This window comes from Ruminococcus sp. AM26-12LB (assembly GCF_003480785.1).
Classification (GTDB): domain Bacteria; phylum Bacillota; class Clostridia; order Lachnospirales; family Lachnospiraceae; genus Blautia_A; species Blautia_A fusiformis.
The window spans coordinates 55,825-70,201 of sequence record NZ_QUJX01000001.1 but is presented as its reverse complement, the minus strand read 5'-3'; the positions used below and the strand labels follow the sequence as shown (position 1 = coordinate 70,201).

The 14,377-nt window shown below is 36.1% G+C and carries 14 protein-coding genes; 3 read left to right on the top strand and 11 right to left on the bottom strand.

Translation table 11 applies throughout. The features are described from left to right. Window positions 1-289: 289 nt before the first annotated feature. From DW694_RS00335 to DW694_RS00320, 4 genes are all read right to left on the bottom strand, one after another. Window positions 290-943 (bottom strand): helix-turn-helix domain-containing protein, encoded by a 654-nt coding sequence (locus DW694_RS00335; protein WP_118752361.1) that lies wholly within the window; start codon window positions 941-943, stop codon window positions 290-292. A gap of 243 nt (window positions 944-1,186) precedes the next feature. Next, on the bottom strand, window positions 1,187-2,173 hold the full coding sequence (locus DW694_RS00330; RefSeq protein WP_118752360.1) for a PDDEXK nuclease domain-containing protein: 987 nt from the start codon (window positions 2,171-2,173) through the stop codon (window positions 1,187-1,189). 137 nt (window positions 2,174-2,310) lie between these two features. Beyond that, window positions 2,311-6,621 (bottom strand): UvrD-helicase domain-containing protein, encoded by a 4,311-nt coding sequence (locus tag DW694_RS00325; protein ID WP_118752359.1) that lies wholly within the window; start codon window positions 6,619-6,621, stop codon window positions 2,311-2,313. Between the two features lie 179 nt (window positions 6,622-6,800). Further along, window positions 6,801-7,079 (bottom strand): hypothetical protein, encoded by a 279-nt coding sequence (locus tag DW694_RS00320; RefSeq protein WP_118752358.1) that lies wholly within the window; start codon window positions 7,077-7,079, stop codon window positions 6,801-6,803. Between the two features lie 234 nt (window positions 7,080-7,313). On the opposite strand from DW694_RS00320, the gene DW694_RS00315 reads away from it, so the two are divergent. Next, complete coding sequence (locus tag DW694_RS00315) at window positions 7,314-7,586, top strand: helix-turn-helix transcriptional regulator (protein ID WP_353615785.1); 273 nt, start codon at window positions 7,314-7,316, stop codon at window positions 7,584-7,586. A gap of 55 nt (window positions 7,587-7,641) precedes the next feature. Here the strand turns inward: DW694_RS00315 and DW694_RS00310 are convergent, their stop codons facing one another. The 7 genes from DW694_RS00310 to DW694_RS00280 all read right to left on the bottom strand — a co-directional run bounded on the left by DW694_RS00310 (window position 7,642) and on the right by DW694_RS00280 (window position 12,909). After that, window positions 7,642-8,019, bottom strand: a complete 378-nt coding sequence (locus DW694_RS00310; RefSeq protein WP_118752424.1) for a TnpV protein — start codon at window positions 8,017-8,019, stop codon at window positions 7,642-7,644. A 26-nt stretch (window positions 8,020-8,045) separates the two neighbouring features. Continuing rightward, entirely contained in the window at window positions 8,046-9,485 is a 1,440-nt protein-coding gene (locus tag DW694_RS00305) for a MobA/MobL family protein (protein WP_286186692.1), read from the bottom strand. Window positions 9,486-9,842: 357 nt separating this feature from the next. Then, window positions 9,843-10,076, bottom strand: coding sequence for a complexin-2 (locus tag DW694_RS00300; RefSeq protein ID WP_118752357.1), 234 nt, complete (start codon window positions 10,074-10,076; stop codon window positions 9,843-9,845). A 109-nt stretch (window positions 10,077-10,185) separates the two neighbouring features. Beyond that, window positions 10,186-11,163 (bottom strand): AAA family ATPase, encoded by a 978-nt coding sequence (locus DW694_RS00295; protein ID WP_118752356.1) that lies wholly within the window; start codon window positions 11,161-11,163, stop codon window positions 10,186-10,188. Between the two features lie 116 nt (window positions 11,164-11,279). Then, entirely contained in the window at window positions 11,280-11,645 is a 366-nt protein-coding gene (locus tag DW694_RS00290; protein ID WP_118752355.1) for a hypothetical protein, read from the bottom strand. After that, window positions 11,645-12,709 (bottom strand): site-specific integrase, encoded by a 1,065-nt coding sequence (locus DW694_RS00285; protein ID WP_118752354.1) that lies wholly within the window; start codon window positions 12,707-12,709, stop codon window positions 11,645-11,647. Before DW694_RS00285 ends, DW694_RS00290 begins: the two co-directional genes overlap by 1 nt. Before the next feature lie 11 nt (window positions 12,710-12,720). Then, a complete protein-coding gene (locus DW694_RS00280) occupies window positions 12,721-12,909 on the bottom strand; it encodes an HTH domain-containing protein (RefSeq protein WP_118752353.1) in 189 nt (62 codons plus the stop codon). Between the two features lie 159 nt (window positions 12,910-13,068). Here DW694_RS00280 and DW694_RS00275 point away from each other — a divergent pair, with 159 nt between their 5' ends. Continuing rightward, window positions 13,069-13,722, top strand: coding sequence for a helix-turn-helix transcriptional regulator (locus DW694_RS00275; RefSeq protein ID WP_118752352.1), 654 nt, complete (start codon window positions 13,069-13,071; stop codon window positions 13,720-13,722). A 30-nt stretch (window positions 13,723-13,752) separates the two neighbouring features. After that, on the top strand, window positions 13,753-14,373 hold the full coding sequence (locus DW694_RS00270) for a hypothetical protein (protein WP_118752351.1): 621 nt from the start codon (window positions 13,753-13,755) through the stop codon (window positions 14,371-14,373). Window positions 14,374-14,377: the final 4 nt, after the last annotated feature.

Genomic DNA, 14,377 nt, shown 5'->3' with positions numbered 1-14,377 from the left:
TTTCCCCCCCTATCCGAAAGAACATTTGATTTATAATTTGCTACTAATTATAATGTCCTGATTTTTCTTTCTCTCCTCAATTATATATTATTGTAAAGTAGGGAACAAGCCATTTTCTACCTTGTTCTCTACTGCATTACTTTTACTGATAAATTATTTCCAGCAAACTCGCATAACGCCGATATGGAGTATGTCTTATTTTCATCAGATAATTCTTTGATTGCAAGGTATTTTGTTGTATTGCGTGTCTTGGTCAGGTTCACCTCCTCTCTATTTCGTCGAATTTTTTTTAGAAATCAATCTCCATTTGTTGCTGCTGTGTTTGAGCTTTTAGTAGTCGGTTTTCAGCTTTCAACTTCTCAATATCTGATAATTGAGAAATCGCTTTGTTCTTACCTCGTCGATCATATAATCCTTCGATTCCTTTATCTTTATATTTTCTAACCCATGCATAAACTTGTCCGTAGGAGCAACCATATTTATTCGCTGTAGAAGCATAATTACATCCCGTGTTTATGCATTCTTCGACAATGTTTATTCTTTCTTCAAGGGTTGTATTTTTTCTAGCACCGTTTTTTGCCATGAGATATACACCTTCTTTTCTGGAATTTGTTAAATCTTCATGGTTATTATACTGCTTAATCCATGTACGAACAGTACTTGGTGCATGAATTTTGTATTTTGCAGCTAAATCCTGACTCGTTATATTACCTCCAAGATATTCAAGAACAATCTTCTTAAATTCTGCAGAGTAATTACATAAATCAGCATTTTGCTTTTCTAGACCGTCTTCTCCAAATGTTTCGTATTTATGCCCCCACCTGCGGATGATACTAGCCTCAATTCCATACTCTTTACCTAATTTCCAATAAGAGATTCCATCCTCAAGGTGTTTCTTTACGAGCTCAAGTTTCAACTCCTTACTATACTGTTTCATAGACATAAAAATATGCTCCTCATATGATAGATTTTTGGATATTTCCATTGTCTACCATATGGGGAGCATATCAAAACGCTTGGTTTGCTAAGCATTTTTGTTTATTCAAACTCGACTCAAGGAAGTTTAATCATGCTGTTTTTGTAGCTTGTTAGCTATTTTTTGTGTCCGTATTATTCAAATCTGCTACGTTTATTTTGACTGTCATCAAAAATGTACTCAAATTAAACTCACGCAAAACACCGAAAATTATTCTTCAATCAGTGGCATATTTACCAATTCCTGCAGTTTTTTCTGCAATACCGCTTTATCCGGCAATTGTAATTTATATTCCGCAACCATCATCGGAGATAATGTTCTGCTCATTGCATATTCTACCACTTCATCATCCTTAGAAGCACAAAGAATCATTCCCACGCTTGGGTTCTCATTCTCTTTCTTCTTCTGACGATCCAATGCCTCCAAGTAGAAATCCATTTTAGAAATGTATTCCGGTTTGAATTTTCCAATCTTCAATTCGAAGGCAACCAGACACTGGAGTCCTCTATGGAAAAACAACAAATCAATTCGGAAATCTTCAACACCGACCTGTACTCGATATTCTTCACCAATGAATGTAAAATCCTTGCCTACTTCCAGAATAAACTCTTTCATATTCTGGATAAGACCTTTTCGCAAATCAGATTCCTTAAAATTTTTAGGTAAATCCAAAAATTCGATAACATACGAATCTAAGAACGGATTTTCTTTCAAACCTTTTATCGGTTCCGGCAAGAGTTTTTCCTTAGAAAGCATATACCTCTCATAATATCCGCTGTTAATCTGTCTATCCAACTCTCTGGCTGAATAAGCTTCTTTTATACAAAGGGTTATATAGAAATGTCTTTCTTCCGCAGTTTTTGCTTTGGACATAATAGCAAGATGATTACTCCAACTAATTTGTGTCAACAGTGTTGTCACAAATTCATCATCGCAGTAAGTCTCATAAAATTTTTTCATTCTGTATAGACCGCGTCTGTTGAATCCTTTGATGCCCGGAAAAGCCTCCTGAATCTCTTTAACAACAGAATCAATATAAGCATCCCCAAAAGCTGCACTTTCAGCTTCTTTGCTTAAATATTCACCAACCTTCCAATACATTTGGATAAGTTCTTCATTTACCCTTTTTAATGCATTGTTTCTTGAATCCTCTATAATTTTTATAAGATTCCCAGCAGAACTGATTTCATCTTTCATCAAACCACCTCTTTCAGTAACACAATCTACAGTGTTCCTTCTACCATTGCAATTTGTGTCAACAGTGTTGGCACAAATTCATTAACTTACAAATTACTTCACATTTATAGAAACTTGAGAAAATTTCATAAATATAACTACCTGTAGCCGATATAAGCTCCTACAAACACATAGTCCGTCGTTTCTCCATACAAAGTTCCTTCGGTTACTAATGGAGCATATGGTGTAGACCAGTCCCACTCCCATCCATATCCACTACGATTCCTGCTATTTTGTGCTCGTAAAAGGTATGGTTTAGAAAACCGGAACATTTTTCCTGAATTTTTATATGCTACAAAATCACTTTTAGATATTTGATTATCTATAAATGTTTTTAACTTTAATGTATATCCTTGTTTGAATTTCGTAAACGTAATATCGCCTTCATAATCATGATTTTTACTACGCTCTACTACCAGGCTAATCACTTCTGATTGACTTCCTTTGTATATTCTCATCGCATTTTTAATAACTAATCTTTCGTATGGAGCATCCGTACCCAATCCTTCAAATTTATCTAATAAATTTACTGTACTGGTATTAGCTGATACATATACTTCTAATTCACGAACTGATTCTTTTTCTGCAGCATCTGTTTCCTGTTCTTCTGTCAATGAAGGCATAACAAATTTATCATTGCTTTCACCCGAGAAATAACTATTAAGCTCATTTTCGTATTTTTTATATGTAGTTTCTGGGATATATGCACATTGTTTGTCAACCAGGTAACATACCGGAATCTTCTTTTCTCCATTAGTAGAATTGATAGAAATATGCATTGTTGGTACATGCTTCATACCAGTTATCTTTTTCAGTTTTCCATTGTATGGTACTAATTTATACTGCTGAATATCCGCTGTATTTTCAAGAACTTCCAACGTACCTTCGCTTGAATCACTCATTTTCTGTTCATCTTTATTCTCTATAACGATCACGTTTTCAACTTTTTCATCACGTGTTTCCTTATAATCATCTGAATCATACATATCCTGATAATTATCTGATACTACATATAATTCACTGATTGCTCTGGTACATGCAACATAAAACTGATTTTTATCCATCCCACGCTGAACAACAATAACTTTTTCAAATTCCAACCCCTTTGTCATTGTCACCGGAATAACATTATATATTCCTCGCAAAATTTCCTTACTATCTGAATAGAAATTCAATTCCATTTTTTCTCTGATATCTGCTGAAATCATACTATCATCTTCTACAATAACCGCAACTCGATCATCATCGGCAACTGTAATTTCAGGTATTTCTTCAACTGTTTTTTGTATGCCCTCTAAACCGTAAGGTTCCATTGCAATGTTCAAATTGTCTTTCACATAAGTGGTAATCTCTCTTGCATTACGATAGTTCTCTTTTATTTCATACTTATCAGAATATATTTCTTCTGGAATATCATCTAACTGCATAATACCTTTACAGTTAATACACTGGTTGACATCTCCAAAAACATTCAGAACTGCAGACGGGTACATTGTTCTAACCATTCTTAATTCAACCGGTGAAAAATCTTGAAATTCATCAATATACATATACTTTCTATTTCCATCACAAGTACCAAAAAGTTGATGCAAAATATATGTCATTTCAAATGCTTTTGTCAGTGGTACCTCTATTTCCTTATCTGTTACAAATGTCACGCCAAGCATTGATAAAATTCCATCGAACAAATACTGGTATTTTCCTTTTGCTCCTCTTTGTTCTGCCAAGCGTTTTCTCTTTCGCTCAATCTTCTCATATTCTTCAAAATATGAAAATGGCGTATATCCTACCTTCTCCAATAATTCTTCTGTTTTAGCAAACAGTTGTAACAATTTTTCAAATGAAGTATCGTATTGAAGATTTTTGTTTTCTATTGAACGTTCAATTACCATTTTATTATCCAGAAGATACTGTAAAACTTCTCTTTTATTTTCCAGACGTTCAATTCTGGCTAATTGCCAATCAATATATTTACAATATTCTTCCGCTTCTTCTTCAGAAATATTATTCCATTCTGTTAAGAGTTTATAAGCATCTTCTTTATCCATTGCTTCGTTTCTATATAGTTGCAATAACTGCAACATTGGAACTGCACCTTCCAGCGTAATAGATTTGAAATACCGGACTCTGGAAAATTCGTCATAATCCATTTCAGAACATGCTTTTCTCGTATAGTAAAAGCCTCTTGAAAGTTCTTCTTTTGATAACATTCTATTAGATTTTTCTTTAGTAAAGCATTTTCTTTCTTGTAAAAAACAAACCAAATCTTTTGTCAGTTCATACAATTCTCTTTCACGAATTGCATTATCAATTTGCCTAATCAATCTTTCAATATCTTTTTTTCCACACTGACTAATCTCTTTTGCTGAACTTGTATACAATTTATACATTTCATTTGCAAAATCTTTTTTACCACCAAGCAACGCTATATGCTTATCCATCATATTCGTGATAGTATTTTGCTCCGTATTGAAAAATTGTTTTCCTTTTGTATTCGAGTTGAAATTATCGTTTACATCCTCCAATAAATCCCAAAGATACCCTTCGTCATAATAATCCTCAATGACTGTACCATCATCTATAACTGCAAATGGCTCATAGCTAATTCCCATTGCATCAAAATATTGCTTACAACACGCCTCATAAAAAGATGCTGTTGTAAACTGTTGTACTTTTTCTATTTGAAGTAACTTAGATAATTCCTTGCTTTCTCTTCCTAAAATATCCGTTGGAGAAATAACCATGATATCATCCATACGAATATCTGGATTGTTATATCTCATATAACGGATTTTGTGCATTAAAATCATCGTTTTTCCAGAACCAGCACAACCAAGAACTAAAATATTCCTATCTTTATCAGAAGTGATAATGTTATACTGATTTTGCTGAATAGATTCAACAATATCGTGTATTCTTTTATTCTGCTGATTTGCTGCGATAATTTTAGCAAGATGTGTATCTGTAAACTTTAAAATTTCTTTTTTCTGTCCGCCGCCTCGATTATATTTATCTTCGTATCCTTTATAAGCAGAATTAACAATATGTATATCTCTCACAAAGTTTAATCCTGTTTTCTTATCTCCGATATACATTTCATATTGATGATAAAGGGATGCCCTCTTATCAGCCCAGTCTGTTACCCAACCATGAATTGCTTGCCTTCCTATGTATAACTCACAATCATCTTTATAATCAATATGACAGAAATAGGGTTCTTTTAATACCTTTTTTACTTTTCTATCAACTTCATACTCAGCATTTCTTGTGTCAGGATAAACCCAATCTGTTTGCACAAATCCCCAACGGTCTATGTATGTTCTTGAAAATGGTTCGTAATCTTTCAAAACATCTTCTCTAAGTTTATCTTTATAATATCCTTTGATCTGAGCAACGCATTTTTTGAAATAAGCAGCTTCCAGCATATCCTGTTTCGGATCCATTTCAGCTTTTTCTATAATTTTCTTTCTTGCTGGGTCAAGATTTCCTTCCTCATCATAACCACTGGCATCATAGCCCCTATAATCATAACCGGCTTTGTTGTAACCATCCTCATCATAGCCATTTTCATTATAACCATCTCGGTCATAGCCTTTGATATCATACCCATTTCGGTTATAACCATCTCGATCATAGCCTTCTGCATTATATCCCGCACGATTGTAACCTTCTCGATCATAACCTGAATGATTGTACCCAGTTACACTATGGTATCCCTCCCGATCATAACCATCTATATCAAAACCATTAATGTTAAAGCCGTCTTTGTCAAAGCCATGCAAATTAAATCCGGTATAAATATGAAAACCAGACTCATCAAACAGATTCTTAGTATATCCGTCTACGCTTACACCATCTCGATCAAAGCCATCAATACCATAACCAAGAATATTGTAACCATCTTCAGAAATACCATTCAAATTAAAACCATCTTTATCATAACCATTTCTATCAAATCCATATACATCAAATCCATCTCGTGTATATCCTTCAATATCAAATCCGTCTCGATTAAACCCATCTCGATCATAGCCTTCTTTACTATAGCCATCTCGACCGTAACCTTCTGCATCATATCCTGCACGATTGTAGCCATCTCGATTGTAACCTTCTATGTTAAAACCTTCTCGATCATAACCTTCCGCATCTATCCCTTCTCGGTTAAAACCTTCTTTGTCATAACCTTCTCGATTATAGCCATCTCGGCCATAGCCTTCTTCGTTAAAACCTTCTGCATCATAACCATCTTTATCTCTTCCCGATAATTTATTAATGCCATTTTTATTCACACCCTGTTTATTATATCCTTGACGGTCATAGCCTTCTCTATTGTAACCCATTCGATCATACCCATCACGGTTATAGCCATCTCTATCAAATCCAAATTTATCATATACGTTTTTTGCCATTTTTCTTTCCCCTTCGGTACAATAACTTTTCAACCAAAATTATAAAATTCTGTCTTTCTTCCATGATGGTAATACCACTACTCAATTCCATTTTCGATTACTTAATCAAAAACATTTTTCAGACAATATTAAAGATATTATACATCAAATTTGATTCTTTTACATCCTTCTTAATACGCTTATTCATATGTTTTTCCATCAATAGTCAATTTAAACTGGTCTGGATTATGCACAATATCATACCCTTTTCCGTATTCAATAGGTTCATATTTCACTATCATTACTGGCTCATGTCCTTCTATTTTGTCTTGAAAAAGATATACCCTCATATCGACACTGGTCGCATATCCTCTGTCTGTAGAAAATTTAATTGTATGAAATGAATTTTCCTTACACATCTCAATCAATAATTTTGCAAACTCTTCTTTATCTTCAATATTATCTCGATTAGCTACCACTGTAAGATATTAATCTCGATTCATACTTACACTGCTAACAACGTCTGAAGCCATTGGTACATCTTCCTCAGAATTCGGCTTTATAAAATACTCCATTGTAATAATCAATACCGCCATTACACATAATACCCATATACATTTTTTATTCATATCTCTATTCCTTATAATTGCAAGCTATACATTGCAATTATAAGAATTTTTTAAAGTAAAATCAATACAGGTACAATGATATTGATGAAAGGTATAGATTTTATGGAGCAAAAGCTACGACAAATTAATGATATTTCTCTCGGAAACAATCTACGAAATTTAAGAAATGCAGCTAATCTTACTCAAGAACAGGTCGTTGCTCAATTACAATTACGCAACCTTCCAACCACACGCAGTATCTACTCTCAAATAGAGGCCGGCACCTACAATATTAAAATCAGCGAACTTATTGCATTGGCAGAAATTTTCCATACCGATTTCAATACAATATTTAATGGATTATCCAACAACAAATAACCCTGGATTAACAGTTTTATTCTGTCATCCAGGGTTTCGTTATTTCACAATTCTGTTATGCGTAGATCATTTCCTTCATAATAATTTCATCCACTCTGCTCCGTATCCCATTCATTCTCCGTACCCATTCGTACCTGTCTTTTTTCTTTAAATCCTCCGTCACACCTTCTTTTTCCATGAACTGCTTCATCATCACATTTCTGCGTTCCGTTGCCTGCTCATTCAGATCAGCCAGATACGTCCACAACTGTCCGGATAAAATCAGCTCATTAAACACTATTGGCTTTACTTGTCTCAGATACTCTCTGTGCAATCTGCCATAATGCCCGATACTTCTTTTTTCTTCTTGCATTTTTAATTCTGGAACATAGTAATCACCCACCAACACATAATCAATTCCGTTTTCATGAATTCTCTTTATTAATTCCTGCATATTTTTGTCCTCACTTCCTGTAATTATCATTCAACTTCCATGCCCTTTTTCGGTACGTTTTCCCTGCGTTTGCAGGAGCTTTTACTCCGTTTCGCTTCCTCATCATATTGATGAAGCTTATCAAGTACACTTTGCTTCTTCTGCTGTGTTTGCTGAGAGCTTTTATTGCCATTTTCGATACCGCCCTGAGTTTTTAAATATTCCTCAACCAACATCTGCGATTTATTAAACGCCCTCATAAAACTGTCAACGCTGCGATAACCAGCCTCGGTCACTGTTTCTTTCAATAATGAACTTTGCTTTGTTCTTTCTGAAATCAGATCTGTGATGGAATTCATCAACTCTTTTTTCTCTTTCAGACGAAATGTGCCGGATAGACCAGTCAATTCAACCAGACGTTTCTGCTTCTTCTGAATCTGATCATCAATCTCTCGAATTGATTTTCGGATTCCTAAAAGTTTCCTTCGCACTTTCTGCATCTGCTTAAATATTTCCATATCAACTTTTAATTCTGGTTTCTCAGGAGCTGCAGCCATCCTAATCTTTTCCAAAAGAACAGCAACCGCTTTTTGCAAAATTGCTCTCAGTAATCCAGGCTTTTGACCTTCTTTTTGAATAGATTTTTTTACCGGCAGACTGATATTTTTCTGTTTGACTTCTGCAATCTCATCAGAGGGAACGCCCACAACAAGAGCTTCATCTACTGTTCGATTCCACTCCTTCCTTGCTTCATTATCAGCCTGAATTTCTTCCGCCTTTGGATTGTTCTTTCCAATCTTCTTCGTTGCCAGATATGGTCCATCTGGTTCAAAGACACTTAGTTTTTCTGCTTCATCTTTCACCAACTGATTCATCAAATCCGTATACATCTGCTTTACATCTTTTAAAAAAGATGAATGTTTAAAGATTTCTTCCTTGCTGTCAAAGAAAGTCTTTTCATAAATTTCACCTTTCGGAACAATATAACAGCCGGGTCTAATATTTCCGCTTTCATCCAGAATTTCCTTCTTTGTTCGAACATGCTTCCCTTTTTCATCGTAAAACATATTCCGGCTGGCTCGCTTTATCTCTTTCTTCTCCAAAACCTTTCGTTCACTGTAAATCAAATGAATATGGTAATTTGTTTTCTTTTTATTATGATGCAAAGCAGCCGTACACTGCACTCCATAAGTGCTTCGAAACTGTTCTGCAAACAACTGTAATAACAAGTTCCGATCATATTCTTGAAAACTTTCCGGCAGTGCAATGACCAGTTCTCTTGCTTCAATACAATTTCCTTTTGAACCGCTTCGCTTGAAATCATATTGGTTCTGCTCCGCAAGCTCTTTCCAAAATTCTGGCTCTACTGTGGAATACGTTGCGTATAAATGTTCCTGCCGGTCTGGATTACCAACATAATCACATCTTCCACAAACATCATCTAACTTATATTGTCTGATAAAGGAATGCCTCCTCGCTATATTCACCGCCTCCTTTGTGAGTGTATCTTAGGATACCGTCTACGGATTTTCTGTGCGTTTCCGCATGGATTTCCAAATGCGTCAGCATTTAAATTGATGAGATTTTCTTGGCAGTTACCCCCGGAGGGCGAAATACCTTTTGTCATAAATCTTCAGATTTGTGCAAAGGGTGTATTTCGCTCTCAAACGCCGAGGACTTGTCTTCCGTAGCACAGTCTCATAAAATACATTATTTATGGTCGTATCCGACCTGTTTCTTTTTCATTTTTAGTCAACCGCCATCCGGCTATCAATCTTCATTATTTCCTTAATCGCTCATTACAGTGAGCGTGTCACGCTCCTGTTTTATCACCCAAGGAACAATCACCATCGGAAACTGTCCGGCACGCCTCGTCTGTCCAGATATTCTTTTCTGGCTTTTTCCTTTTCTTCCTCCGTAGGTGCTGTTTTATATTTTGAATATAATTCCCGCATGACCAATGCATCTATTTTATTGGTAAGCTCCTTCTTGATTTTTTCTGTATCTGCATCTGATTCCAGCAAGTGATATTTAATCAGTTCAAGAAATAACTCGTATGTTATCTGTACATTTTTCATTTCCACCCTCCATCAACACCGCAACAATGCAATCTCTATACCATTTGCAACCTTGCCAAAGAAAAGACTGCTTTTTATAGATACTCTGCATTGTTGCGTTCTTCTCATATTAAAGACCTATTTTATCCAGTTCCCAGTACCAGGCATTATTGATTTTCTTCGCCTTGATTCCCAATTCTTTCTTTGCATTTTCCATTGTTCTTTTCGAAATTCCATGTTCTTCTGCCAGTTCAAACACCTCATTGCTCTGTACTGCATTTTGTGTTTCCGCCAATTCCCTGAGAATCTTCTTGGCCTGTTCCATTTTATTTGCCTTTGGAGCAATACCGCCGAGAACTTCATCTACTGTAATTTCATAATCCCCAAGCCACTGAAATCCGCTTTCAGATAACTCAAATGCCTTGGCATGTCCAAATGCTGCCAGATTATTTTTTATCTGAACAACTGCTCTTGTATTGGCTTCTCCTTCTATTCTGCCGACCAACAGAACACTTCGTGCTACTGCAAAGAAATCAATGGAACCCATACCCCTGTAAGCTACTTTGTTTCCAGCTGCTTTATTCATATGACCGATAAGGATAATTGCACACTTCGTTTTCTCTGCTAACGCTCCCAACTTTTTTGTCATATCTCTTGCTTCGTTTGCCCGATTCATATCCATTCCACCACCGAGATAAGCCTGTATCGGATCTAAAATCAGCAGTCTTGCTCCGGTCTTTACGATAGCCTCTTCCAGACGTTCATCTATCATGGATAAAGATTTATCACTTTCATCAATGACCATAATTTTTTCACAGTCTGCTCCGGCAAGCTCCAATCGTGGTTTTACTGTATCTGCCAATCCATCCTCAGCAGTCTGGTAAATAATGTTGATAGGTTCTGCTATCTGCATATTTTCATCCAAGCCTTCTCCTTTCGACAATTTAGCCGCTATATTCAGCACTAATGTTGTCTTTCCATCGCCGGGGTCTCCCTGAATGATTGTTAGTTTTCCATAAGGAATAAATGGGTACCATAACCACTCTATTTCCTGTAACTGCACATCTGACATTTTAATAATTTTCAATACGCACTTTTGTTCTTCCATTTTTTCTCCATTTTCTGTTGAAAGACCTTGGAGACTTTGGTAGAATATCTTTAGTAATTGATTTGGATTTTCTACCAAGTCTCCGCCTTTAAGTGTTTGCCGACATTTAAAGGCTTTTATTTTTCATCTTCCAATACCTCTGTTTTAAAATCGCTTGCTGTCCATTTGACCGAACAAGAATTATCTGTAATTTTTATGATCTGTTTCATCAGTTCCCGGCAGTCTGCCAATACCTCATATAACTCTTCCGTTTCCAGACTATCCAGCCGTTCCCACAATCGCCGTATCTCAAGACTTAATCGGTCACTCTGATACTTGCCAACCGCAATCTTGATTTCCTGATGAAGAAGCGACTGGATAAAATATTTTCCTTTTGGCAACCCACTCACCGTTATCCGAGCCTCCAATCCTCTACGTTCCTCCGGTGTCATGCGAAAACAAACCGTCTGGTTACGTTTTCTATTCTTATCTAATCCACTCATTACAAAGCCTCCTTATATTCACTGTCTAATCTGTCAGCAAGTTTTGTCTGCTTGTTCGGATAAAGATGTGCATAAGTGTTCAGCGTTGTTTCCACCTTTTCATGTCCGAGCCGATTTGCAATCTCCAGCGGTGAAAAGCCCAATTCAATCAGCATACTTGCATGGGAACGCCTCAAATCGTGTACTCTTATCCGTTTTACGCCACTTTCTTTAATTCCTCGCTGCATTTCATGCTCCAGATAATATTTTGTAATGGGAAACAACCTGTCGTTCTCCTGCAAATCATATAAACTGTCCATATAATCTTTGATATCTGCAGCCAGAAACTCCGGAATGGTAATCACGCTCTTGCTCTTCGGTGTCTTTGGTGGAGTAATCACATCTTTCTTACCAAGACGCTGATAAGATTTTGTGATAGAAATTGTTCTCTTTTCCAAATCCACATCTTTCGGATTCAGAGCCAGAAGTTCTCCCAAACGCATTCCCGTCCAGTACAAGGTCATAAATGCCATATAAGAAAGCCTTTTATTCATAACACTGTCGATAAACTTCCTAAATTCCTCTCCTGTCCAGAAATCCATTTCTTCTGCCTTGCTCTTACCCATACTTCCTGCTTTTGCACAGGGATTACTTTTCAGATCGTAATATCGAACCGCATAATTAAAGATTGCACTCAACTGATTATTGATTGTTTTCAGATAAGTGGATGAATATCCCATTTCGATCAGTTCATTCTGCCATTTACGAATATCTGCCGCTGTAATATCATTTACCCGCTTATTTCCGAAATACGGAAGAATCTTCAACTCCACAATATACGTTTTGGTTCTCATGGTGTGTTCTCTTAAACGAGTCCCCATATCTGAACAATACATTTTCCAAAATTCCTCAAACTTCATATCGAAGTCTGCATTTTGTGTAATAAGAAAATTTCTCAGCCATTCCTCCGCTTCTCTTTTTGTAGCAAAGCCTCTTTTCGTAGATTTTCGGCGTTTGCCCTGCCAATCTGTATAACGATACTGAATTAACCATTTTCCTGTTTTCTTGTCTTTTTCTGCTTTCATTTACATTCCTCCTATGCACTATAGCCATACCAACGTTTTTCAAAATATCTTCTGGGAACTTTTCCTGCAATCACCAGGAATCCGTCTTTTTCCAATTCCTGATTCAGCTTACGGATGAGCTTGTAAGCATGACCTACAGATACACCCAGCATATCTGCGAGTTCACTTGCAGTAATATAAATCTTGTTGTTCTCTGTCATCTGACATCCCTCCTTTTCTTATTATAGCGCATTCGCTACTTTTTATATTCTCATTATATGTAGCGTCTTCGCTATTGTCAAGTATTTTAAAATGCCTGTAGAAAAAAATTTTTAAGCGTGATATAATGTAGCCATCTCGATACATGGAGGATGATCATAATGACCATTGGAGAAAAAATAAAATATTGCAGAAAACAGATTGGCATTACACAAGATCGGTTGGCTGAACTGACTGGCATCCATCCAGTTTCAATCCGAAAATACGAAACAAACAAAATGCAGCCACAGCCTCCTCAGTTAGAGAAGATTGCAGCCGCACTCGGAGTTAGTTATAACGCTCTCAATGGCAGTGATACAGCCGGACTTCGTCTGGAAACAGTCGGTGATCTGATGGGCGTGCTTATGGTTCTTTGCAATTCCGGCATCCTCCAGATCAACGGAGAGAGAGGGGAAGACAAGCTGTTAAAGGATGATACCGTATCTATCCATCTGAATCCGGTGCTTTCCTCTTATCTCGAAATCAGATATACAGCCAGAGGGAAAGCACATACACTGTCCTTGCAGGACGCTTTGTTGAATATCAGAAGTTATAAGGTATTTAATGACCTATTGAAATGGGAAAAGATGAATTACCTCTACCAGAGGGCTTTGAAATCCGGTGGAGATAATCCAAATGAAGCTACACAGGCAACTATAGATGAAATAGCAGAGACGAAAGAAAAAGTGGAGTTGGAATTGCAGAGAAGCCAGGTATTGCTTGATACTTCTGATGGTATTAAAGTAAAAATTAATCCAGACCATTTCAATGGTTAGCCCTAATTCTACTATTACAAAGGACAAATTATGAATGAATATACTGCTATTATCGACAACAAAGAATATGTCATAAAAATAAACAAACGAAACTCTGATACTTCTCCAGAAAACTTAAATACAATAACTGTTGAAGAAGATTCTTCCGAAATATGCCTTAATGCTGTATTGGAAGAATATCAACATTCTGTACGCAGAAGTGAAAAACTGGATAACAAAGTCTATATTCTATCTACCATTTGCGGATTTATTTTTGTTTTCATTACAGACATAATCTCAAATTTAGGTACTTTCCAAGTGCCAACAGATATTGCCCAAACTTGGTTAGTCCGAAGTTATATTGCATTAACAATACTCATGTCATTAATTTATTTGTACACTATTTTAAAATTAGGAATCTTATTAACGGCAAAACAAACTCTAAGATTAACTCCAGACTATTTGATTTTAGAGAAAGTCTATGACAAAAAGGAAAAACACGCTCGAATTTTTGTAGCAAGTTTATATATTCAAGCCATTAATGACGCAAATGAATCCTTAAAAAAACGTTTTAAAAGCTTTAATTGGTGTGCATACCGAACCGCTATGGTTCTATTTTTAGCGTTTGCGTTACACTTTTTAAATTTATTCATTACCAAAGCAGCTTCATAAACGA